This is a genomic window from Butyrivibrio sp. VCD2006 (assembly GCF_000423925.1).
GTDB lineage: Bacteria > Bacillota > Clostridia > Lachnospirales > Lachnospiraceae > Butyrivibrio.
Genome location: NZ_KE384105.1, coordinates 162525 through 186992, shown reverse-complemented (window position 1 = coordinate 186992; position 24468 = coordinate 162525). Strand labels below are relative to the sequence as shown.

At 43.0% G+C, this 24468-nt stretch carries 19 protein-coding genes; 17 read left to right on the top strand and 2 right to left on the bottom strand.

The genetic code is table 11. The features are described 5' to 3' along the window. The first annotated feature begins 33 nt into the window (after positions 1-33). From G586_RS0117825 to G586_RS0117750, 15 genes are all read left to right on the top strand, one after another. Positions 34-1365: a metallopeptidase TldD-related protein gene (locus tag G586_RS0117825; RefSeq protein ID WP_242832053.1), complete on the top strand. Its 1332-nt coding sequence runs from the start codon at positions 34-36 to the stop codon at positions 1363-1365. A gap of 185 nt (positions 1366-1550) precedes the next feature. Beyond that, positions 1551-1823 (top strand): hypothetical protein, encoded by a 273-nt coding sequence (locus G586_RS0117820; RefSeq protein WP_035773503.1) that lies wholly within the window; start codon positions 1551-1553, stop codon positions 1821-1823. Between the two features lie 36 nt (positions 1824-1859). Then, positions 1860-3128: a histidine--tRNA ligase gene (gene hisS, locus G586_RS0117815; protein WP_026528796.1), complete on the top strand. Its 1269-nt coding sequence runs from the start codon at positions 1860-1862 to the stop codon at positions 3126-3128. A gap of 126 nt (positions 3129-3254) precedes the next feature. Further along, on the top strand, positions 3255-4631 hold the full coding sequence (locus G586_RS0117810; RefSeq protein ID WP_026528795.1) for an MATE family efflux transporter: 1377 nt from the start codon (positions 3255-3257) through the stop codon (positions 4629-4631). A gap of 6 nt (positions 4632-4637) precedes the next feature. Next, positions 4638-5939 carry an HlyC/CorC family transporter gene (locus G586_RS0117805; RefSeq protein WP_035773501.1) on the top strand — a complete coding sequence of 434 codons (1302 nt, stop codon included), beginning with the start codon at positions 4638-4640 and terminating at the stop codon, positions 5937-5939. 135 nt (positions 5940-6074) lie between these two features. Continuing rightward, positions 6075-6224, top strand: coding sequence for a six-cysteine ranthipeptide SCIFF (gene scfA / locus G586_RS23715; protein WP_035773500.1), 150 nt, complete (start codon positions 6075-6077; stop codon positions 6222-6224). 103 nt (positions 6225-6327) lie between these two features. Further along, on the top strand, positions 6328-7755 hold the full coding sequence (scfB, locus tag G586_RS0117795) for a thioether cross-link-forming SCIFF peptide maturase (protein WP_026528793.1): 1428 nt from the start codon (positions 6328-6330) through the stop codon (positions 7753-7755). 23 nt (positions 7756-7778) lie between these two features. Next, complete coding sequence (gene secD, locus G586_RS0117790) at positions 7779-10064, top strand: protein translocase subunit SecD (RefSeq protein ID WP_026528792.1); 2286 nt, start codon at positions 7779-7781, stop codon at positions 10062-10064. Positions 10065-10158: 94 nt separating this feature from the next. After that, the gene (gene recJ / locus G586_RS0117785) at positions 10159-11943 is read left to right on the top strand and encodes a single-stranded-DNA-specific exonuclease RecJ (RefSeq protein WP_026528791.1); all 1785 of its coding nucleotides are present in this window, start codon (positions 10159-10161) and stop codon (positions 11941-11943) included. Positions 11944-12118: 175 nt separating this feature from the next. Beyond that, the gene (locus G586_RS0117780) at positions 12119-13615 is read left to right on the top strand and encodes a UDP-N-acetylmuramoyl-L-alanyl-D-glutamate--2,6-diaminopimelate ligase (protein WP_026528790.1); all 1497 of its coding nucleotides are present in this window, start codon (positions 12119-12121) and stop codon (positions 13613-13615) included. Beyond that, positions 13615-15879 carry a replication restart helicase PriA gene (gene priA, locus G586_RS0117775; protein WP_026528789.1) on the top strand — a complete coding sequence of 755 codons (2265 nt, stop codon included), beginning with the start codon at positions 13615-13617 and terminating at the stop codon, positions 15877-15879. Before G586_RS0117780 ends, priA begins: the two co-directional genes overlap by 1 nt. 233 nt (positions 15880-16112) lie before the next feature. Further along, complete coding sequence (gene def / locus G586_RS0117765; RefSeq protein WP_026528788.1) at positions 16113-16607, top strand: peptide deformylase; 495 nt, start codon at positions 16113-16115, stop codon at positions 16605-16607. Between the two features lie 141 nt (positions 16608-16748). Continuing rightward, a complete protein-coding gene (locus G586_RS23710; RefSeq protein ID WP_051204891.1) occupies positions 16749-17714 on the top strand; it encodes an aldo/keto reductase in 966 nt (321 codons plus the stop codon). A 56-nt stretch (positions 17715-17770) separates the two neighbouring features. Further along, entirely contained in the window at positions 17771-18901 is a 1131-nt protein-coding gene (locus G586_RS0117755; protein WP_026528787.1) for an aldo/keto reductase, read from the top strand. Positions 18902-18949: 48 nt separating this feature from the next. Beyond that, the gene (locus G586_RS0117750; RefSeq protein ID WP_026528786.1) at positions 18950-19798 is read left to right on the top strand and encodes an aldo/keto reductase; all 849 of its coding nucleotides are present in this window, start codon (positions 18950-18952) and stop codon (positions 19796-19798) included. Between the two features lie 129 nt (positions 19799-19927). Here G586_RS0117750 and G586_RS23705 read toward each other — a convergent pair whose 3' ends face one another. After that, a complete protein-coding gene (locus G586_RS23705) occupies positions 19928-21301 on the bottom strand; it encodes an endo-1,4-beta-xylanase (protein ID WP_026528785.1) in 1374 nt (457 codons plus the stop codon). A gap of 194 nt (positions 21302-21495) precedes the next feature. Between G586_RS23705 and G586_RS0117740 the strand changes: the two genes are divergently transcribed. Continuing rightward, positions 21496-21915 carry a hypothetical protein gene (locus G586_RS0117740; protein WP_026528784.1) on the top strand — a complete coding sequence of 140 codons (420 nt, stop codon included), beginning with the start codon at positions 21496-21498 and terminating at the stop codon, positions 21913-21915. Between the two features lie 12 nt (positions 21916-21927). Here the strand turns inward: G586_RS0117740 and G586_RS0117735 are convergent, their stop codons facing one another. Next, positions 21928-22818 (bottom strand): LysR family transcriptional regulator, encoded by an 891-nt coding sequence (locus G586_RS0117735; RefSeq protein ID WP_026528783.1) that lies wholly within the window; start codon positions 22816-22818, stop codon positions 21928-21930. 345 nt (positions 22819-23163) lie between these two features. Here G586_RS0117735 and G586_RS0117730 point away from each other — a divergent pair, with 345 nt between their 5' ends. Then, positions 23164-24375: a CaiB/BaiF CoA transferase family protein gene (locus G586_RS0117730; RefSeq protein ID WP_026528782.1), complete on the top strand. Its 1212-nt coding sequence runs from the start codon at positions 23164-23166 to the stop codon at positions 24373-24375. Positions 24376-24468: the final 93 nt, after the last annotated feature.

Below are 24468 nucleotides of genomic sequence, written 5' to 3'. Positions count from 1 at the left end.
TGCTTTGCGCGGACCGAAGCGGAGCGGAGACAGGTGTCAGCGGAGCTGACGGATGAGGGAAGAAAACAAAAGGTGGATATAGAGATGATTGAAGAATTATTAGAAATACTCAAGGCATCAGATGCTGATGGCTACGAGATTACAGATACAACAACTCTGGCATATGAGTTTTACTTCATAAAGCACAGACTTGATCAGAACAGAGTTAGAGACGTACAGCACGTAAATGTAAAGGTATTCAAGAAATTAGATGATGGCAAGATGCTCGGAAGCGCTTCAGGTGAGATATCTCCGACATTATCAGAGGATGAGATAAAAGATGAGGTGGCAAAGCTTATAGACAGAGCGGAGAATGTTAAGAATCCTTTTTATGAGCTTAACAAGCCCGCTGATATTGATATTGCAAAGAGCGAACCTGTCGATGTATCAAAAATAGCAGAGAATTTCGTTGCAGCAATGAAGGAGATTCCTGAGACGGAGACAGAGTATCTGAATTCCTACGAAATTTTTGCTGAGAAAAATATAAGACACTTCATTAATTCAGAAGGAATTGATATCACTTTCGAATATCCTTCATCAATGGTAGAAGTAGTTGTTAATGCTAAGGACGGAGCTCATGAAATCGAGCTTTACCGCTTATATAATGCCGGAACCTGCGATAAGGAAAATCTCAAGAAGGACATTACTGAAGTACTAAAATATGGTAAGGATAAGCTCATCGCCAAGCCTACACCCAAGATGGGTAAGATGGCTGTTGTATTCCCAACAAGCGATGCGACTTCAATTTATGCATGGTTTGCTGAAAAATGTAACGCGGGCTTTATCTACAGCAAGTATTCTGATTGGGAGATCGGAAAAGATATTGCACCTAATGCTAAGGGGGACAAGGTAACACTTAAGGCAGTAAGAAATCTTCCTAACTCATCAAAGAATTTTGATGTTGACGAAGAAGGCGCTCCTATTAAAGATATGACAGTAATTGAGAATAATGTTCCCAAGACTTTCTTTGGCGGAAGGAGATTTAGATATTACCTTGGAATTGAGGATTCTTTCCTCGCATGCAATTTTGATGTCAGCGGTGGAACAAAGAGCGCAGAGGAGATCAGAAGCGGAAAGTATCTGGAAATCGTAGAGTTTTCTGATTTTGCTGTGGACTCCATCTCAGGTGATATCGCAGGTGAGATAAGACTTGGTTACTATCACGATGGCGACAAGGTCACACCTGTAAGTGGCGGTTCTATCTCAGGCTGCATGGTAAACTTCGTGAACGAGATTTACATGTCAAAGGAAAAGCGCCAGTACGACAACTTCAATATACCTGCACTCACTAGACTCGAAAATGTCAGCGTGACTGGAGTGGAATAAAAATCTTGGGCGGACTTGTAATTTTTGTTCCGCCCATTTATCATGTTTTGAGATATATCTTTTAATGGAATATTATTGTCTTGTGAAATAAAGGCAATGTATGAAAACATGATATAGTTATAGTAAGCAGTATAGACATTTGATGTTTACTATAAAAACGCTAGCTGTATTTGAGGGGATTTGGCATGGCTAAGAATTTTGGACAGGAACTGAAAATGACACAGACTGGATTTCTGACGTCCAAGTCAGGGAAAACCTTTATCAGGGTGTATTTTTTACGCAGGCGTTCACTTCGTGAAAACGATACGGCAGAAGGTATCATCCCGGGATACAAAATTCTTAAATCAGACGGTTTTGAAGAAGACGAGATCGCAGCACTTGAATTCTACATTAAGCATAATCGTGAAGAAATCGTTAAAAGAGCAAAAACGCTCAGCAACCCCTTGAACTGGTTATGAGGCAGCATCATTTATAAAGAAAGAAGAGGATTACACATGGCACTAATTAAGAAGCCCGTTACAGGTATGAAGGATATACTTCCTGAGGAGATGAAGATCAGAGATTACGTGATTGGAGTTATCAAGGAGACATATGCAGGCTTTGGATTCACATCCATCGATACACCCTGCGTAGAATCACTTGCGAACCTTAACAGCAAGCAGGGCGGTGAAAATGAGAAGCTCATTTTCAAGGTAATGAAGAGAGGCGAGAAGCTCAATCTTGAGACAGCTAAGGAGGAGAACGACCTTACTGATTCAGGTCTCAGATATGACCTTACTGTTCCGCTTGTAAGATATTATTCCAATCACCAGAATGAGCTGCCTTCACCTTTCAAGGCACTTCAGATGGGCTATGTATGGAGAGCTGACAGACCTCAGAAGGGCCGTTATCGTCAGTTCATGCAGTGCGATATTGATATTCTCGGAGAGGCTACAAACCTTGCTGAGATCGAGCTTATTCTTGCAACAACAACTACTCTTGGAAGACTTGGCTTCAAGGGCTTCCAGGTGAGAATAAATGACAGACGTATGCTGAAGGCTATGGCTGCATACAGCGGATTCCCGGAGGAGAGCTACGACTCAGTTTTCATCACTCTCGATAAGATGGATAAGATCGGTCTTGAGGGTGTTGCTGAGGAACTTGCAAAGGACGGCTTTGAGCAGGAGAGCATCGACAAGTATTTAAATCTTTTCAAGGGAGTTGAGGGCAAGGGTTCTATCGATGGCATCAAATTCCTTGCTGAGGAGATCGGCGAGTTCCTTGATGCTGACGTAAGAAACAACCTCGATGAGATTATTTCAAGTGTGGATGCTACCAAGAGTGCTGAATTCGAGCTTGTTTTTGATCCCACTCTTGTTCGCGGAATGAGCTACTACACAGGCACTATTTTTGAAGTAGCAATGCCTCAGTACGGCGGAAGCTGCGGCGGTGGCGGACGCTACGACAAGATGGTAGGCAAGTTCACAGGTCAGGATACTCCTGCCTGCGGATTCTCAATTGGCTTCGAGCGTATCATCATGATCATGATGGATGAGGGCTTCAAGATTCCCGATGAAAAGGACAAGGTTGCATTCCTTCTTGAGAAGGGCCTTGGCGGCGAGCAGCTTTCAGAGATCATCGCAGAAGCTCAGAAGGAAAGAGCACAGGGCAGACAGGTCCTTGTTGTTCGCATGAATAAAAACAAAAAGTTCCAGAAGGAGCAGCTTACAGCTCAGGGTTACACAGAATTTAAGGATTTCTATAAAACAGAACTTAAACACTAAGATAATATTTGAAAGAATTTGCTTTCCCACAGGGGACAGATGTTAAATAAAAAAGCCTTCTCCCTAAGGGAGAAGGTGGCGCGAAGCGCCGGATGAGGGGTTATTTAGTAATAACAGGTAATTTAAATGAATACTAAAACAAAAACCTACGAGATAGACATGACTAAGGGGGCTCTTCTTCCGAAGATTCTCCTTTTTTCCATACCACTATTGCTATCAAGTGTGCTGCAGCTTCTATTTAATGCAGCAGACATCGTAGTAGTCGGCCAATTTTCAGGCGATGAGACTCTGGGCGCAAACTGCGTTGCGGCTATTGGATCGACAGGCTCTGTAATAAACATGATCCTTAGCGTTTTCATGGGTCTGTCTGTGGGAGTCAATGTTCTTGCCGCAAGATACTTTGCTGCAAGACAGAAGAAAGAAATGGAAGAGACAGTGCATACAACGATTGCACTTGCTCTTTTAGGCGGCATTGCTATCGGAGTAATTGGTTTTTTTATTTCAAGGCCAATTCTTGAACTGATGGGATCACCCGAAGAAGTAATCGGGCTTTCAACTCTGTACATGCGAATTTACTTTATCGGAATGCCTGTCAACATGCTCTACAACTTCGGAGCTGCAGTACTTAGGGCAACGGGCGATACCAGAAGGCCACTGTATTACCTGATAAATGCTGGCTTTGTAAATGTTATTCTGAATCTTATATTTGTCATGGGACTTCATATGAATGTTGCAGGTGTCGCACTTGCTACAATTCTTGCACAGGCGTTATCGGCATTTTTCATAGTAAGAGCACTTATCAGAACCGATGAGATATATAAGCTTGATCTGAAAAAAGTGAGAGTAGATGCTGACAAGGCTAAGAGGATAATTCGTGTTGGTCTGCCGGCAGGATTTCAGGGAATGATCTTTTCATTCTCAAATGTCCTTATCCAGTCCTCAATCAATGAGTTCGGATCCATTGCTATGGCAGGAAGTGCTGCTGCAGCCAACATAGAGGGCTTTGTCTACATGGCGATGAATGCCGTATATCAGGCATGTGTATCGTTTACGAGCCAGAATGTCGGAGCAAACAAGCCTGACAGAATCGGAAAGGTTCTTAGAACCTGCCTTGCGGTAGTATTTGTTGTTGGCTTTGCAATGGGTAATATCTTTAATTTCTTCGGGCCGCAGCTGGTAGGAATTTATACAAAAGAACCAGCTACGATACAGTTCGGAATACAGCGTATGGCGGTTATATGCACTCTGTATTTCCTGTGCGGTTTCATGGATGTTATCTGCGGAAGCCTTCGCGGTATGGGCTATTCTACAGTTCCTATGATCGTGTCGATTGTCGGAGCCTGCGGACTTCGTATTGTGTGGATACTTACGGTTTTCAGAATTTATCACGACCTTACGGTTTTATATATTTCATATCCGGTGACCTGGTTCATTACCGCGTCAGTGCATCTAATAAGCTACTTCATCATCAAGAAGCAGGTAGTGAGTAAAATGGGGAGGTAAGTAATATTGCAGAAAAATATAGTACAGCTTATCATTTTGATCATTCTTGTATTTTTATCTGCATTTTTTTCATCGGCGGAGACAGCCATGAGCTGTGTGAGCAGAGTCAGGATCAAGACTCTCGTGGAGGAAAACAACAAGCGTGCCATAGCTGTTTCGCGCATCCTTGACGATTATCAGAACATGCTGTCAGCAGTTCTTATAGGTAACAATATTGTTAATCTGTCAGCCTCTGCACTGATGACAATCTACGTTCAGAGAATATGGGGCGATTTTGCAATCAGTATCGGCACCGGTGTTTTGACGATCGTTGTGCTGATTATCGGTGAGATCATACCTAAGACCATAGCCACGACATATTGTGAAAATCTGGCGCTTTTTTATTCCAGAGTGATCCTTCTTATTATGAAGGTCTTAACGCCTATAATCTGGATCGTCAATGTGGTTGCGGATGTGGTTTTAAAGGTGCTCAGAGTCGATAAGAACTCTCATCAGCTTATGACTGAAAAGGAACTTAAGACCTACGTTGACGTAAGCCACGAGGACGGAGTAATCGAGAGCGGTGAAAAAGAGATCATTTACAACGTATTTGAATTTTCCGATGCGGTTGCAAAGGACGTAATGATCCCCAGAATTGATATGAGCTGCGTGAGCTCAGATGCTGAATATCATGAGGTTATGCGTGTTTTCAAGCAGGAGATGTATACACGAATTCCTGTCTATGAGGACAATCAGGACAACATCATAGGTCTTATTAATATTAAGGATATGGTGCTTGTTTCGGATAAGGATAACTTTAAAATCAGCGATTACCTAAGAGAGGCATACTACACCTACGAATACAAGAAAACGGCAGACCTTCTTATGGAGATGAGGAAAAATGCCCAGAATGTAGCCTTTGTCCTTAGTGAATATGGTGCAACAGTAGGTATGATAACCCTGGAAGACCTTCTTGAGGAGATTGTAGGAGAAATCCGTGACGAGTACGATTCCGATGAGGAGGAGCAGATAAGAGAGCTTGGCGGCGGAAGGTTCCTTGTTGAAGGAAATATGAAGCTTGATGATATCAATGATGCTCTCGGAACAGCTTTTGAGTCAGATGATTATGATTCAATCGGAGGACTTATGATAGAGAACCTGGACAGACTTCCAAGGGGCGGTGAAACCACTAAACTTGAAAACGGTGTTGAACTTACTGCAAGTGCGATTAAGAGAAACCGTATTACGGATGTACTTGTATATATTCCAGAGGGGGCATTTGACCTTAAGGATAATTCCGCTGAAGCTGAAGAGTCTTCAGAAGAGTGATAAACAGGTTTTAAAAGCAATTTGCAAGTAATCGCACAAAGTGCTTTTCGCAGGTTATAAAATATGGTATACTACTGAAATGTGGAAAACTGTGTTGTTTTTCAGTATTATTCCTGAATGAAAAGGAGACGAGTTATGAAGCATGTAAAGACACTTGCAACTAGAAATCTTAAGGAGTCCATGAAGAAGGGCGGCTGCGGTGAGTGCCAGACATCCTGCCAGTCTGCATGCAAGACTTCTTGCACTGTTGGTAACCAGAGCTGCGAGCAGGTTGCTAGCAAGTAATTGGCGCCATAGGCTAAATAGTTTTGTATAAACAGGCAGCGGCCATGCCGCTGCTTGATTTATGAAAACTTCAATAACAAAGAAAAGGTAGTGAGAATTTTATATGGTACATGCATACAAGAACAACGGCTATGATATTGTTCTGGATGTAAACAGTGGTTCCGTTCACGTAGTGGATGACATTGTTTTTGACCTCATTCATCCCGTGGAGGAACAATTGAAAAAGCGCTTTGGTTCTGCGGATATTACCGCGAAGGGTGCTGAGAATGTTGACGACAAGGAACTTCTTAATGAGCTTGTTGATGAACTTGCCGGCAATTTTGATAGCTATGGCAGAGAGGATCTGACAGATGCTATATCCGATATACTTGAGCTTCGAAGAGGTGAAGTTCTTTATACCGATGATGTTTATGAGAATTATGTAGAAGAGTTTAAGGAAAGAGATACAGTGATCAAGGCACTTTGCCTTAACATCGCTCATGACTGCAATCTCAGATGTAAATACTGTTTTGCGGACGAGGGTGAGTATCACGGTAGAAAAGCTCTTATGACTGAAGAGGTCGGTAAGGCAGCACTGGATTTCCTTATTAAGAATTCCGGCAGCAGAAGGAATCTTGAAGTTGATTTCTTCGGAGGAGAGCCGCTTCTCAACTGGGAAGTAGTCAAGAAAATAGTTGAGTACGGACGAAGCCTTGAGAAGGAGCACGATAAGAACTTCCGCTTCACACTTACAACAAACGGAACTCTTCTTAATGATGAGATACTTGAATATGCTAATAAGGAGATGGGTAACATCGTCCTTTCAATAGACGGACGCAAGGAAGTTAACGATAAGATGCGTCCGCTTCGCGGAGGTCAGGGAACCTACGATACAATCGTTCCCAAATTCCAGAAGGTGGCAGAGAGTCGCCATCAGCTCAGATACTTCGTGAGAGGAACCTTTACACACAACAATCTGGATTTCTGCGAGGATGTTAAGCATCTTGCGGATCTTGGATTTAAACAGATTTCAGTTGAGCCGGTTGTAGCTAAGCCGGAGGACTGGTACGCTATCAAGGATGAGGATATTCCTTATCTCTGCGAGCAGTATGATGAGCTTGCCAAGTTCTATCTCCAGAGACAGAAGGAAGGAAAGGGATTCAATTTCTTCCACTTTAACATTGATCTGGAGGGTGGCCCCTGTGTTGCCAAGAGACTTTCAGGCTGCGGATCAGGCTGTGAATATCTGGGTGTTACTCCCTGGGGTGACCTTTATCCATGTCATCAGTTTGTTGGTAATGAAGACTTTATTATGGGTAACGTATTTGATGGTATTACCAGATACGATATCCAGAAACAGTTCAAAGAGAGCAATGTGTACTCGAGACCGGAGTGTCAGAAGTGCTTTGCAAGATATTATTGCAGCGGTGGTTGTGCTGCAAACGCCTATAACTTCAACGGCGACATAAATACAACCTATCATACGGGATGTGAGCTTCAGAGAAAGCGTGTAGAATGCGCGATCATGATCAAAGCTGCACAAGCCGAGTGAGTATAGACGGAGGGTTAAGAAAAATGAAAAGAGTAAAATCAGTAATCGCTTTGCTCGTAGCATTGTTGCTGCTTGCAGGACTTGGCTATACATCAGTATATGGCCTTGGAAGCGATAAGTCAGGTTCACTGAAGAGCATCGATCTCGGACTTGACCTGGCAGGTGGTGTCAGCATTACCTATGAAGTTGTCGGTGATGGTACACCAAGTGCCTCAGACATGGCAGATACTATTTACAAGCTCCAGCAGCGTGTAGATCAGTACAGTACAGAATCACAGGTTTATCAGGAAGGTACTAACCGAATCAATATTGAGATTCCCGGTGTTACAGATGCCAACAAGATTCTTGAAGAGCTTGGACAGCCCGGTAACCTGTACTTCATCGCTCAGACAGACAGCCAGGGCAATGAGAACTACACATACAATTCAGGCTTCACTCTTGACGAGGATGGTAACTACGTTCTCTCAGGTGACGGCGAGATTGGATATGTATTAAACAAGACAATTGAGGAACTCGAAGCTGATGGTTCTATCGTCCTTAAGGGTGAGGATGTTGCAGCAGCAGAGGCAGGCTATCAGAATTCCGGTACAGCTAATACTCAGGAAGTAGTTGTTTCTCTTGAGTTTACAGAGGCAGGTAAGCTTGCATTCGCAGAGGCTACCAAGAAGGCTTATGCAGCAGGCGAGTCAATCGGTATCTACTATGATGGTGAGTTCATCTCAGTTCCTAACGTTCAGGCTGAGATCACAGACGGAAGAGCTATTATCACAGGTGAGGAGAGCTTCGAATCAGCATCAAACCTTGCTTCAATGATCCGTATCGGTGGACTTAAGCTTCAGCTTAACGAACTTCGTTCAAACGTTGTAGGAGCTCAGCTCGGTTCTAACGCTATACATACAAGTATGATTGCTGCAATCGTTGGTTTCATTGCAATCATCCTGTTCATGATCGTTCTTTACAAGCTGCTCGGTGTAGCTGCAAGTATTGCGCTTATGTTCTACTGCGGACTGGAGATTCTTCTTCTTTCTGCATTTGAGATCACACTTACACTTCCCGGTATCGCAGGTATCATCCTTTCAGTAGGTATGGCCGTTGATGCTAACGTGCTTGTATTCTCACGTATCAGAGAGGAAATCGCAGGCGGTAAGGATGTTAAGGGTGCTATCAAGGCTGGCTACAGCAAGGCTCTTTCTGCTATCCTTGATGGTAACATCACAACACTTATTGCTGCAGCAATCCTGGGACTTCGCGGAACAGGTACCGTTAAGGGCTTTGCTTCAACACTTGCTCTTGGTATTGTTGTTTCAATGTTCACAGCACTTGTTGTTACAAGAATCATCACAAACATCTTCTATGGTCTCGGACTTGAGGACAAGAAGTGGTACGGCAAGGCTAGAGAGCTTAAGATTGTTGATTTCACAACAAAGAGAAAGATGTTCTATGCAATCTCAGTTGCAATCATCGTTATCGGCGCTGTTGTAATGGGAATAAATGCAGGCCGCGGCCAGGGCGCATTTAACTACAGCCTTGACTTCGTTGGTGGTACATCTACAAGCGTAACTTTCAACGAGGAATGGACAACAGAGAGGCTTGACGCAGAGATTGTTCCGAAGATCAAGGAACTCACTGGTGTTGATTCAGTTCAGGTTCAGACTGTTGCAGGATCAAATCAGGTTATCTTTAAGACAGTTACACTTACTGTTGATCAGAGAGAAGCTGTTGATGATATGTTCAAGACAGATTACTCAGTACCTGCAGAGAACATTGCAGCTGAGAGTATCAGTTCTACAATCAGTAACGAGATGCGTGCTGATGCTACAATAGCACTTATCATTGCTCTTGTTCTTATGCTTGCTTATATCTGGATCAGATTCAGAGATATCAAGTTTGGTGCCGCAGCTATCATCGCACTTGCACATGACGCACTCATCGTTATTACATGTTATGCACTTACAAGAATTCAGGTTGGTGGTACATTCATCGCTGCAGTTCTTACAATCATCGGTTACTCCATAAACGATACAATCGTTACCTTCGACCGTATCAGAGAGAACCACATATTTATGAATCGTCAGGATCAGCTTGAGGAGCTTGTAAATAAGAGTGTAAGCCAGACTGTTTCACGAAGCTTGTTCACATCAATTACAACTTTCATCATGGTTCTTTCACTTGCTATTTTCGGTGTGCCGGATATCCGCTTCTTCGCACTGCCTCTTATGGTCGGTGTAGTAGCCGGAACTTATTCATCAATCTTTATCGCATCACCGATTTGGCTTGATCTTAAGAAGGGCTTCAAGAAAGAGAAGTAATTCATCATATCAAACAAATATGAGGGCTGTCGCAAATGCGGCAGCCCATAATTTTTTAAAGAGGCAAATAAAATACGGCAATACGAGGTTTTGAATGGCGAAGTGGCTTGAAATAAGAAAAGGTGCAGATTTTAATGCGATAGCGAGGAAGCATGGGATTTCACCGATAACGGCGAGAATTTTAAGAAATAGAGAAGTTTATGAAGAGGATGATGTTAAGAGGTATCTTGGCGGAGATATGAGTCTCTTGCATGATCCTCATATGCTTAAGGACATAGATTTGGCTGCGGAAATAATTAAAGCCAAAATCGAAGAGGGAGATGTAATCAGAATCATTGGTGACTATGATGTTGATGGCATCTGTTCGTCATATATTCTTTTAACAGGAATAAAGTTCTGTGGCGGAAATGTGGATGCAATTCTGCCCCATAGAATCGAGGATGGATACGGTCTTAGTATCAATCTTGTAAATCAGGCTCATGAGGATGGCAAGGGAACAATAATAACCTGTGATAACGGAATCGCAGCTGTTGAGCAGATAGCTCATGCGAAGGAGCTTGGCATGACGGTGGTTGTGACAGATCACCACGAGGTCAGCTACGCTGAGGAGGATAAGGAGAAGATGATTCTTCCTCCTGCTGATGCGGTTGTTGATCCCAAGAGACGTGATGATGAGTATCCGTATTCTGAAATTTGCGGCGCGATGGTCGCATATAAGTTTATACAGGTTCTTACTGAAAAGATGGGACTTTCGGGAAAATCTGCTACTGCAAGACTTTTTGAGGAGCTTACTATTTTTGCAGGCTGGGCCACAGTATGTGATGTTATGCCGCTTAAGGATGAGAACAGGATTATTGTTAAACAGTCCTTCAGGTGTATCACAAGGACGCAGAATGAGGGTCTGAAGGCCCTTCTTAGGGCAAATGAGATCGATCCTTTTGCAGTAAGTGTTTATATTTATGGATTTGTAATAGGTCCCTGCCTAAACGCTACAGGAAGACTGGATTCTGCCATGAGAGGACTTGAGCTTCTTACAGAGGAGAATCCTCAGGCTGCTGCGAAAATTGCCCTTGAATTAAAGGAGATGAACGACAGCAGAAAGGATATGACTGTTCAGGGCAAGGATGAGGCTATGGAGATTATTTCCGAATATGGGGATAAGCTTCCTGACGTGCTCGTAATATATATGCCTGAGCTTCACGAATCGCTGGCGGGAATTATTGCAGGAAGGGTGAGAGAAGAGACCAATCATCCTGTTTTTGTAATTACAGATACAAGAGATGGCCTTATTAAGGGCTCCGGAAGATCAATAGAATCCTATCATATGTTTGACGCCTTAAGTGAATGTAGAGATCTTATGGTCAAATTTGGCGGGCACAAGATGGCTGCAGGTTTTACACTGAAAAAGGAAAACCTCAATAATTTCAGGAACGCACTTAATGAAAACAGCAAACTTACTGAAGCCGATTTTGAAGAAGTAATCAGGTTTGATATGGAGCTGCCTATTGGGTATCTTAATATTGGGCTTTTAAAAGAGATAGAGAGACTCAGCCCCTTTGGACAGGGCAATCCTGAGCCTTTATTTGCTGCGCGCGGAGTTGAGCTTGTCAGGGGCAGGATACTTGGAAAAAATGCCAACACTGCTAAAATGACTGTAAGGGATGATTCCGGTCGTTTCTATGATATGATGGTCTTTGGAAGTTTGTTTGAGAGATGGAATGAATTTCTTGATACGAATTTTGGTAGTGACCAAAGGGAAAAATTATATAGCGGAGATAATCATGTTAAAATGAATATTAAGATTGTATACCAGGCAAAAATTAATGAATTTAGAGGTGAGGAAAGTATTCAGATAGTTCCTAAAGATTTTCTTCCATAAACCACAAAACACACGCTAGATGCGTGTGTCTGCGGTTTCTTATGAGGGGGAGATAGTTAGTTCATCAACTATCTTATCTATAATATACATTCCAAATGTGAACGGATTGTGTTCAAAAACTTAAGAAAAACGATAGAAAAATTTATGATTTTATTAAGGAATAAGGAGAAGTGCTATGAAACTGGAAAACTTGCTTAAAAACCTGACTTATGAGGCTTATGTAGGGGGAAGTAAGGAAAAGGCAGACGTTGCGGCTGTAGAAATTACAGAGGTTGTAAAGGATAACCGCAAGATCACAGAGGGATGTCTTTTCATATGTATAGAGGGAATGAACTTCGACGGTCATTCCGCTGCAGGCGAGGCTGCGAATAAGGGTGCGGCAGCAATCATTGTGCAGAAGGATGTTGAAATCCCTGCGGATTCAAAGACAGTTGTTGTAAAGGTTGAAAGCACAAGATATGCGATGGCTTTCATTTCTGCTGAGTGGTTCGGAAATCCTGCACAGAGCCTAAAGACAATAGGAATTACAGGAACAAAGGGTAAGACAACTACTACATATCTTATAAGAAATATGCTTGAGAATGCCGGACATAAGTGCGGTCTTATAGGAACAATCGAGGTTGTTATCGGAGATGAGCATATTCATGCCGAGAACACAACTCCTGAGTCATATGAGCTTCAGGAATACATGCGCAGAATGGTAGATGCAGGCTGCGATAGTGTGGTTATGGAGGTTTCTTCCCAGGGACTTATGCTACACAGAAGTCAGGGCTTCATCTATGATATTGGTGTTTTCACAAATATAGAGCCTGATCATATTGGACCCGGTGAGCATAAGGATTTCGATGATTATATGCACTGCAAGGGTCTTCTTTTCAAACAGTGTAAGTTTGGCATAGCAAACGCTGACGATCAGCACGTGAATGACGTTACTGCCGGACACACCTGTGAGCTTACAACCTATGGATTTAATGAGAATGCAGACCTTCAGGCAATAAATCTTGCTTATATTCATAAGCCGGGTGAACTGGGTGTTATGTTTGATACTAAGGGAACAACCGAGATGCATGCACAGGTTCCTACACCCGGAAGATTTTCGGTTTATAATGCACTCTGCGCTATCGCTGTGGCAAAGCGTCTTGGCTGCGATGAACAGCAGATAGCTGAGGCTTTGAAAAAAGCTCATGTAAAGGGCAGAATCGAGATGGTCAAGGTATCTGATGAGTTCACACTTATGATCGATTATGCGCACAATGCTATGGCATTAAAGAGTCTTCTGTCCACACTTAAGGATTATCATCCCACAAGACTTATATGTCTGTTTGGATGTGGAGGAAACCGCTCAAAACTCAGAAGATTTGAGATGGGTGAAGTAAGCGGAAAGCTTGCAGATTTTACCATCATAACATCAGATAATCCGAGATTCGAAGATCCTATGGATATCATTAACGATATCGAGACAGGAATGAAGAAAACTGATGGCGAATACATTAAGATTGCAGACAGAAAGGAAGCCATCCGTTACGCGATTGAGAATGGTGAGCAGGGCGATATTATCGTTCTTGCCGGAAAAGGACATGAGGACTATCAGGAAATCAAGGGAGTTAAATATCCCATGGATGAGAGAGTGCTCATTAAAGAGATTTTAGAGGAGATGCAGGAAAAGGCTTGATGGAAAATGGGAGCTTATCTTTTGCAAATATAATAATCGATATCTCCCATGAGAAGGTGGATCGGCCGTTTCAGTACAGAATCCCGGAGAGATTACTTGGAAAAGTTGAGGTGGGTAGCTGTGTCAGCGTGCCTTTTGGAAAAGGAAACACCAAGAGACAGGGGTATGTAATAGGCATTACGGATGTCCCTGAGTTTGATCCCGAAAAGACCAAGGAAATCCTTGATATCGAAGAAGGAGAGATGTCAGCGGAGAGAATCATGGTGCAGCTTGCAGCGTGGATGCACAAATACTATGGTTCAACCATGATAAATGCCCTCAGGACAGTAATTCCCGTTCGTAAGAAATCCAAGGCCCTTGTAAAGCGTTATATAAGGCTTGGGATGAGAGAGAGAGATGCCGGGGATTTCTATTCTAACTGTGTAAAAAAGCATCAGGTGGCAAGAGGCCGACTACTGGAGGCTCTCTTAGAGAACCCTGATGAGAGAATTCCATATGAACTTGTGACGGGTAAGCTCAATGTGACATCGGCAGTTATCAGGTCGCTTTCCGAAAAGGGAGTGATCATCGTCGATAGCGAGGAGTACTACAGGAATCCCGTGGGGGATGTGAACTCTCAGCGTAAGGATATCACGCTTAGTCCAGAGCAGAAGAACATAGTGGATAGCGTAATAGCTGACTATGATTCGGGAATGAGGCAGACCTATCTCATCCATGGAATCACCGGAAGCGGTAAGACGGAAGTCTATATAAAAATGATAGACGAGATCATATCAAGAGGGAAGCAGGCTATTGTGCTTATTCCCGAGATTGCTCTTACATATCAGACACTCATGAGGTTTTACAGACATTTCGGAGAGAGGGTTTCAGTCATGAACTCAACTCTTTCGCCGGGAGAGAAGTATGACCAAGCCAAGCGTGCAGCTGAGGGTGACATAGACATCATCATAGGTCCAAGATCCGCACTGTTTACACCTTTTCCTAAGGTGGGACTCATAATTATAGACGAAGAGCATGAGTCCACCTATAAAAGCGAAACAATGCCTAAGTACCATGCAAGGGAGACTGCGATCGAGCTTGCAAAGCTTGTTCCCGGAGGAGCAAGTGTTGTACTGGGGTCGGCAACTCCTTCTCTCGAGACTTATTACAGGGCGATGAAGGGAGAGTACAAGCTGTTTGAGTTGAACAGAAGACTTACCGGCGGAACCCTTCCGGATGTTGAGATAGCTGATCTTAGAGAAGAGCTTAGGAGCGGCAATCGCTCGATTTTCAGCAGGAGTCTTCAGGAAAAACTGGCAGAGGCTCTGGATACAGGCCATCAGGCCATGCTTTTCATAAATAGACGAGGGCTTGCGGGATTTGTTTCATGCAGGTCCTGTGGTTATGTTTTCAAGTGTCCTCACTGTGATGTGTCGATGTCGGAGCACAGGGGAGGTATGCTTATTTGTCATTACTGCGGGCATACACAGCCTGTTCAGAAGATATGTCCCGAATGCGGGTCTAAATATGTATCGGCTTTCAGAGCAGGAACGCAGCAGATAGAGAAGGAAGTATTAAAGCTTTTTCCTAAAGCGAGAGTACTCAGAATGGATGCTGACACCACAAGGACCAAGGGCAGCTATGAAAAAATCTTATCCGCCTTTGCAGCGGAGGAGGCAAATGTTCTTGTCGGAACCCAGATGATAGTCAAGGGTCACGATTTTCCTAATGTAACTCTTGTGGGAATATTGGCTGCGGATATGTCACTCAATGCTTCCGACTACAGGGCAGGAGAGAGAACCTTTCAGCTTCTTACTCAGGCCGCAGGCAGAGCAGGCCGTGGAAGCGTGCCGGGGAACGTTGTGATACAGTCCTATCAGCCTGATAATTATGCTATAATCAGTGCAGCGAAGCAGGATTACAAGGCGTTCTACGAGGAGGAAATATCCTACAGGGAGCTTCTCAGATACCCGCCTGCAGCTCATATGCTTGCGATTCAGATATGGGCTAAGGATGAGGAGTTCGGAAAAGAGAAGGCTAATCAGCTTCGTGCGTTTATCGATAGGATGAGAATTCAAAATGCGATAATCATAGGCCCTGCAGCGGCTGTTATTGGCAAGATTAATGACATCTACCGCATGGTTATATATGTAAAGCATGAGGATATGGAGCAGCTTGCAGGCATTAAGGATACTATCGAGGAAGTACTTGGCGAATGGGAAAAGTTGGGATACTTGAGATCCATCCAAGTCCAGTTTGACTTCGATCCGGTTAGGGGGTTCTGACCATGGTCGTTCCGTCGAGCAAAGCGAGAGCGGAACTTCGTTTTCAAATATTTTATTCAAGAGTTTTTGGTAAGTATGTTATACTATGGGGTATGAAATAAAAAGCCTTCCCCTTGGGGGCGCAAATCGTCCGGGGGACGATTGCTTTGCGCGGACCGAAGCGGAGCGGAGACAGGTGTCAGCGAAGCTGACGGATGAGGGGTTCTACAATATAGTAAAGAAAGGTGAATCAAATGGCACTTAGAGAAATCAGAGAATATGGTGATGATGTACTTGCTCGTCCCTGCAAGGAGGTTAAAGAGGTAACTCCCAGGATTCGCGAGCTTATCGAGGATATGTTTGAGACTATGTATGACGCTAACGGTGTAGGTCTTGCAGCACCACAGGTTGGCGTTTTAAAGAGAATAGTTGTAATTGATTGTTCCCCTGAGGGAGATGAGCCCCATCTTCTGATCAATCCGGTTATTCTTGAGACAAGCGGTGAGCAGACAGGCTACGAGGGATGTCTTTCACTTCCCGGAAAATCAGGTGTGGTTACTCGCCCGAACTATGTTAAGGTCAAGGCTTTAGACATTGATATGAAGCCTTTTGAACTTGAAGGCACAGAGCTTCTTGCAAGAGCTATCTGCCACGAGTGCGACCATCTGGACGGACATATGTATGTCGAGAAGGTTGAGGGAGAACTTGTTAATAACGAGGATCTTCAGCGTGAAGACGATGAGGAATAAGATATAGCAGATAATACTATATGCGACTAAAACAGGCTGCTTCGGTAGCCTGTTTTTTTCAATATAAGTTCAGATGAGTTTTCATAAAGCAAAAAATGAGAATATTCATGCCAAAGTGTAAGAAGAAAGAAACCGGTCAAATTGGTAGTATTAAAAAAGGGCTATGTGTCAAAGATTGTTAAGAGACATCCCAGAGACAGCTTTATGATAGCAACAAAGCTTCCTGCATGGGAATTAAAGAGTGCTGATGACGTTGAGAGGGTATTCAATGAGCAGCTTGAGAGGGCAGGTGTAGACTATTTTGATTTTTATCTGTTACATTCCGTTGAGGATGGTAACAACTATGATACTTATGTAAAATATGATTGCTTTAACTGGTGCATGGATCGCAAGAAAGAAGGAAAAATCAAGCACTTTGGTTTTTCTTTCCACGGAAGTCCTGAGCTTCTTGAGGAGATTCTGGATAAGCATCCTGAGGTTGAGTTTGTGCAGATTCAGCTCAACTATCTCGACAGAACTAATCCTGTAGTAAGATCCCAGAAGTTATATGAGATTCTTCGAGACAGGAATATACCGATTATCGTCATGGAGCCTGTGCGCGGCGGAATGCTTGCTAATATGGCACCTGAGATAGAGGAGAAATTTAAAAACAGGCAGCCTGAGAAATCGGTTGCTTCGTGGGCGCTTCGCTTTGTGGGATCACTTCCCGGGGTTATGACCATTCTTTCAGGTATGTCCAGTGAAGCTCAGATGGAAGATAATTTGACCACTTTCAAGAATTTTGAGCCTCTCGCAGATGATGAGCTTGCAACCATTGATGAGGTGACTGAGGATATATTGTCAATTCCTCAGATTGGATGCACAGCCTGCAAATACTGTTGTGATGGCTGTCCTATGAAAATCAGCATTCCGGATGTCTTTAGAACAATCAATACGCTCCGTCGTTATCCGGATGATTGGAGATCCAAGAACTTCTATCAGGGAGTTGTTCAAAGACATGGTAAAGCGGCGGATTGCATTGCCTGTGGCCAGTGCGAGAGCGTTTGCCCTCAGCACCTGCCTATAATTGAACTTATGAAGGAAGCAGCTGAGATTCTTGATAAGTAAGGCAATTGTTAGTAATGATTTTATGAAAAAAAGATTTTAATATATTGGAGGTTATAATGGATAATTCATTTCCGGAGATAAAAACATTTTTTGGCTTTGGCTGCATGAGACTGCCTATGAATGGATCAGAGGTAGACATAGAGCAGTTCAAGGATATGGCTGATTATTTCATTGAAAATGGTTTTAATTACTTTGATACAGCTCATGGATACATTGATGGTAAGTCGGAGAAGGCTATCAAAGTTGTAGTTTCAGACAGATATTCAAGGGATAAGTTCCTTCTTACAGATAAGCTCACAGAGCCATATTTTAAAACGGAAGAGGATATCAGACCGTTTTTCCAGAGTCAGCTCGATGCATGTGGCGTTGAGTATTTCGACTTTTATCTTATGCATGCTCAGAATGCAGGAAACTTCGAGCATTTTAAAAAGTGCAGAGCATATGAGACAGCATTTGACTTAAAGAAAGAGGGTAAAATCAGACATGTCGGACTTTCCTTCCATGACAGCCCGGAGGTTCTTGATAAAATCCTGACCACATATCCTGAGGTTGAGATTGTACAGATCCAGTTCAATTACATGGACTACGAGGATCCGGGAGTTCAGAGCCGCAGATGCCTTGAGGTATGTAGAAAGCATGGAAAGCCGGTTATCGTAATGGAGCCTGTAAAGGGCGGTAATCTTGTAAATATCCCTGAGGCTGCTCAGAAGGTATTTGAAGATCTTGGTGATGGATTATCAAACGCAAGCTATGCGATCAGATTTGCTGCAAGTCAGGAGGGAATCAGAATCGTCCTTTCCGGTATGAGTGACTTTGCCCAGATGAAGGACAATGTATCCTTTATGAAGGATTTCAAGCCTCTTGATGAGCGTGAGCAGGCAGCAATCACTAAGGTGACAGAGATTTTCATGGGGATTGATACTATACCCTGCACCTCATGCCATTACTGTGTTGAGCAGAATCATTGTCCAATGAATATAGATATTCCCGGTATTTTCTCATGCTTTAACAAAGTAAAAATGTACAATGACATGGGACAGAAGGGATTTTATAATAATGTGCTCACTTCAGGGGACAAGGGCAAGGCAAGCGCATGTATAGAGTGCGGAGGCTGCGAAGAAGCATGCCCTCAGCATTTGGAGATAAGAGCTCTTCTGAAGGAAGCAGCAGAGGTGCTTGAAAGCTAAGTGTGAATCAGAGATTTGCAATGAAAAATTTTGTAAAGGAGCTTTTATATGTCATTAGATACAAGGATTAAACTAAATAATGGCACAGCAATTCCATGCGTTGGTTTTGGAACCTACAAGATCAAGGACGGAAATGAGGCCTATGCTTCCACAAAGGCAGCACTGGAGAATGGATACGTGCATGTAGATACAGCTGCTTTTTATGAAAATGAGAAGTATGTCGGTAATGCTGTTAAGGACTTTCTTTCTGTATCAGATTTAAAAAGAGAGGATCTTTTTATAACAAGTAAGGTATGGAAAACAGAGGCAGGCTATGAGAAAACATTGAAGGCCTTTGAGCGCACGATGGATGAGATAGGACTTGATTACCTTGATCTTTATCTTATACATTGGCCGTCTTCCTATGCCTTCGATGATGATTGGGAAAACACCAATCGTTCAACCTGGAAGGCTATGATGGAGATTTATAAAAGCGGAAGAGTTAAGGCGATAGGTGTGTCTAACTTTTTGACTCATCATCTTAACGCTCTCATGGAGTCTGAGGTGATACCCGCAGTGGATCAGATTGAGATAAATCCCGGTTTCATGCAGGAAGAAACTGTGAAATTCTGCCAGTCTAATGGAATCTTAGTAGAGGCCTGGAGTCCTCTCGGAAGGGGGAAATCCCTTGCACATCCTGTTTTGGAGGAGCTTGCTGCAAAGTATGGAAAGACAGTTGCGCAGATTATTTTGAGGTGGGATATTCAGCATGATATTGTGCCGCTTCCCAAATCAGTACATGAGGAGAGAATAATAGAAAATGCTGATGTCTTCGACTTTGAGATATCTGATGAGGATATGAATAAGATTGACGACATGGAACCCTATGGAAATTCCGGCCATTCTCCGGATGAGTGATTTTTAAATATGGCATTCTTTAAGATTTCTTAGTAAACAAAAAGCAACCTTTAGCTCATTTGAAGCTTAGGTTGCTTTTTTTAATTAACATGCTACTTTTTGCGGCCGCGCTTGGCGCGATGATTTATCCTATTGTCTGGATTCAAGAACCTCTACAACTGCATTAAACGCCGGCTTTGGCTGGTAGTTTTCATCAAAGAGTCTTGAGTTTGTGGTGTCACCTTCGCGGTAGTGATCAACAAGTCCGAAAACTGTCACATTTGTGATGTTGGCAGGACCGCCGCCCTGTGTATCCATGTCACAGAGGAGATTAAATATCTCTGAGTATTTATCAGCCTGCTTTTTGAACATTACCTCATTTTCCTTATCAACACCGACAGAAAGCTCTGTGATCTGAATTTCAAGACCAAGCTCTGAGAATCTCTTAATGGCATTCTCAATGTCTGACATGGGCGGATAATCTATTCCCCAGTAGCCCTGCATACCGATTCCGTCTATGAGACCTTTTTCCTTGAGAGATTCGCAAAGTGTGTAGATGCCATCGGTTTTTGGTGCCTGATAGGTGTTGTAGTCGTTGTAGAAGAGCTTAACATCACTGTCTGCATATTTTCTTGCGTAGGTGAAAGCCATCTCCACGTAGTCCTGACCTATTGTCTCATACCAGGGATTGGGATCCTGCATCAGCTTTGTACGGCACTGGAAGGGGCTTTCGGGATCTGCGCTCTCTGGATCTACAGCTTCATTTACAACGTCCCAGCAATAGATAACCCCGGGATACTCCTCCTGAACATGGGTGAGGAGTTGTCTGATGTAGCTCTCCATTCTCATGAGCATTGTATCCTTATCTACATATTCACCATCCTCAGTGTAGCCCTCTCTGAAAAACCACTCCGGAGCCTGTGTGTGCCATACGAGAGTGTGGCCGCGCATTTTCATGCCGTTCTCCTGGCACCACTTAAGTGTGGGATCGATTGACGCGAAGTTTAGAGCAGGCTCTTCGTTACCATTTTTCAGATTGCCTTGAGAGCCCCATTGATCAAGGATATAGCAGCTCTTCATTAGATTGGTCATTGTGCAGCTGTTGAACTGCTGCTTGGAAAGCTCCATGTATTCCGGAATATTGAGAGTCTGATTATCAAGGGTACTTCCGTTGATTCCGACTCCGAAGGTGAAGTAGTCAGCGCTAAGATCCTTTAAAACTGCTGTGATCTCTGCAGATTCTTCAGATTCTGTATCTGCTTCAGCTTCTTCGGCAGCCTCTTCTGATTCTGCGTCTGTTTCATTTCCTTCTGCATTATCTTTGTCAGTTTCATCTGCTTTTTCAGAAGTGTCATCTTCGTTGGCGCTATCATTCGATGCATCTTCAGATGTATTTTCTTCGGATTCTGTGCTCACAAGTGAGTCAGCACCTGTAACAGTTCCGTTTGTCCCGGCATTGCCTTTTCCACAACCTGCGATAATTGACAATACTAATAAACTACAAATGATTCCCGTTTTTCTCATACCTTCTCCTTTTGCATGCTTTTTATTATGTAATACGCATGCCTTATAGTAATGGAATAATCATAGTAGATTGGAGATTTTGCGGCTAACCAGTAATTGTCGACTTTAAGAGCTATATTGCTAAATGCGATGAAAATAATTCCTTTTTTGAGTATAATAAATAATATAAAGCTATGCGGATATGGAGGGGGAACATGGCTAATGGAATTTTTAGAGATAAGAGTATGGATAATATCTCTTCTCCCGAACAGCTAAATGATTATCTGAAGGTAACAAAGCCATCTGTATGGGTAGTGTTATTTGCAATTATTTTACTGCTTATAGGATTGTTCATATGGAGTTCTTTTGCTTATATCACAAGCTCCGTGGAGGGGGTTGCGGATGTAAAAGAAGGCAAAATGACTGTGCATTTTACGGATGATGATTTTTCTGAAAACCTTAAGGAGGGAATGGAAATCGTCATTGGTGATACAAAGATTCCGATAACAAGTATCGGACGTGATGACGATGGCCATGTATTTGCTGTTGCTGACACCAAACTCGATGATGGCAGCTATCATGCATTTGTGCATTATAAAAAGACACAGGTATTGCGCCTGTTGTTTGACGAATAAAGATAACTGTTTTTACAGCTTTTTTATGCAATGAGAGAGAAATGCTTTACCTGTTGCGGATAGGGAAATCCCCGGATTCGTAGCGGCGTAGAGCATTCTTTTTTGTGGCAGATTCTTGGTCTTTAGCTGAACAAGGCTTCCGTTTTTCAGTTCCTCTTTAACATAGACTTCGGGTAGAATTCCAACTCCAAGACCATCCTTAACAAGCGGAAGAACAAGACTCATGTTATTCACGGTAAAATCCGGGATGAGCATGGCGTTATCCTGCCAGAACCATTTATTCAAAACGTCACGAACTGCATTCTCTTCGGAAACTGTGATAAGTGGATACTGCAGCAACTCGGAAGGACTGTATTCGGGCTTAGTATTCATACCAAAATCAGAGGAAACTACAGGGATGTCTGCGACCTCATCTATCAGCTCAAGATTGAAATTAAAAGCCTGCGGAATAGGAGAAATCAGAAATGCTATCTCAATTGTCCCTTCATTTAAAAGAGAACAAAGCTCTGACGTGGTTGCACCCTTAAAGGTAACTCTTATAGAAGGATTATCCTTTTTAAAGGACTTAAGCCACGGGCCAAGAAAATACCTTATGGTAGTCTCGGTGGCGCCGATCTGAAGCTCTCCGGTCCTAAGAGAAGAGAGCTGCGACACCTGGTTTTCTCCAACTTCAAATTCTTCGATTGCTCTTCTCACATGCAGAAAAAGTCTTTCACCTTCAGCAGTGAGCTTTAGATCCTTCCCGGACCTGTCAAACAAAGGACATCCTATCTCAGCTTCAAGCTTCTTAATGCTCTGACTGACCGCTGACTGACTCACGCAAAGCTTCTCAGAAGCCTTCGTAAAATTATGAAGATTCGCCACCCAGTAAAAATTCCTGTAATACTCCAAATTTGAAATCATGACCAATTCCCTCCCGAGAAAACTCTGTATGTCTAACACGAATCCAAATCACAAACATATAACCTGATAAACCTGAAAAGCTTGTGATTTCAGCATCGCATCATGTAACACCTATGAAGCAAATCAAAATACATTAGTATAACTTATTAGAATATAAAAACTATTAATTTGAATTATACACACCGAAACATCATAATTCAATTATAAGATTTAAATCTTCAAAAGGGATTTCTTCGGAAATTGATATATAAACATTGAAGTTATGAGAAATGTAAGGCTCCGAGCCCAATTATGTATATAACCGTATTAGGCGCGGAGCCGACATTACTCAAAGAGGTAAGAAATATGGAAGTTAACACAGCGCAGAACCAGGCGCTTTATGGGATTAGAGTACTGGACCTTACAAGAGTTGTGGCTGGCCCTTATGGCGGCTCAATACTTGGAGATTTTGGAGCAGATGTAATAAAAATAGAAGTGCCCGGCCGTGGCGATGACGCCAGAGGCTATGGACCCTACAGGAATGGCGAAAGCGTATACTACGCTAATTTGAACCACAATAAAAGAGGCATCACCTTAAACCTTAAATCAGAAGAGGGAAAAGAGATATTTAAAAAACTCGTAGCCAAAGCTGACGTAGTAATTGAAAACTACAGACCAGGCGTTATGGACAAGCTTGGACTCGGCTATGATGTTTTAAAGGAAATCAATCCCGGACTTATCTACGGAGCTGTTTCAGGATTCGGCTCCTATGGTCCATATTCTCAGAGACCCGGTTATGACATCATCTCTCAGGCAATGGGAGGACTTATGAGCGTAACAGGAGCTGAGGGCGGAGATCCCACAAGATCAGGAAATGCCATGGGAGATATGCTTGGCGGAATGAACCTTGTTATGGGTGTTCTCCTTGCACTTGTTGCAAGACAGCGAACAGGAAAAGGACAGAGAGTAGATGTTTCTCTCGTCGATTCAGTTGTGGCAAGTCTGGAAAATGCATACATCAGATATTTTGAATCAGGTCAGCTCCCCGTGAGAATGGGAAATGCATACGCATCCATCGCACCTTACGATTCATATCAGGCTAAGGACGGCAAGGTCATAATCGCCTGCGGTAATCAGAAGCTCTATGAAAAGCTCTGCCGCGAAGTTCTTGATATGGAATGGATGATAACCGATGAGAGATTTTTGACTGTTCCTCTCAGAGTTAAAAACAACAAGGAACAGAAGAAATATATAGAAGAATGGACCACAAAACATACAGTGGCTGAGGTAGTCGATATAATCCTCGGAAAGGGAATCCCTGCAGGTCCCATCAATAATGTTAAGCAGATAGTTGAGGATGAGCACATAAGGGATGCAAGAGAAATGTTCGTTGATGTTGACCATCCTGTTATCGGAAAGATGACTGTGAACGGCAATCCCATAAAGCTCATGGACATGATGCCCAGAGTAAACAGACCGGGCCCGACACTTGGACAGCACAACGAAGAGATATACAAGAATGTCCTTGGTATCGACGATGATACATACAATGAGCTTATCGGGAAGCAGGTTATTTAGTTTTTCGTATCATTATGGCTTCCTCTTTGGGGAAGCTGTTGACAAAGTCGACTGATGAGGGCAATAGCAGGATTATTACAGAAGGAGAACAGA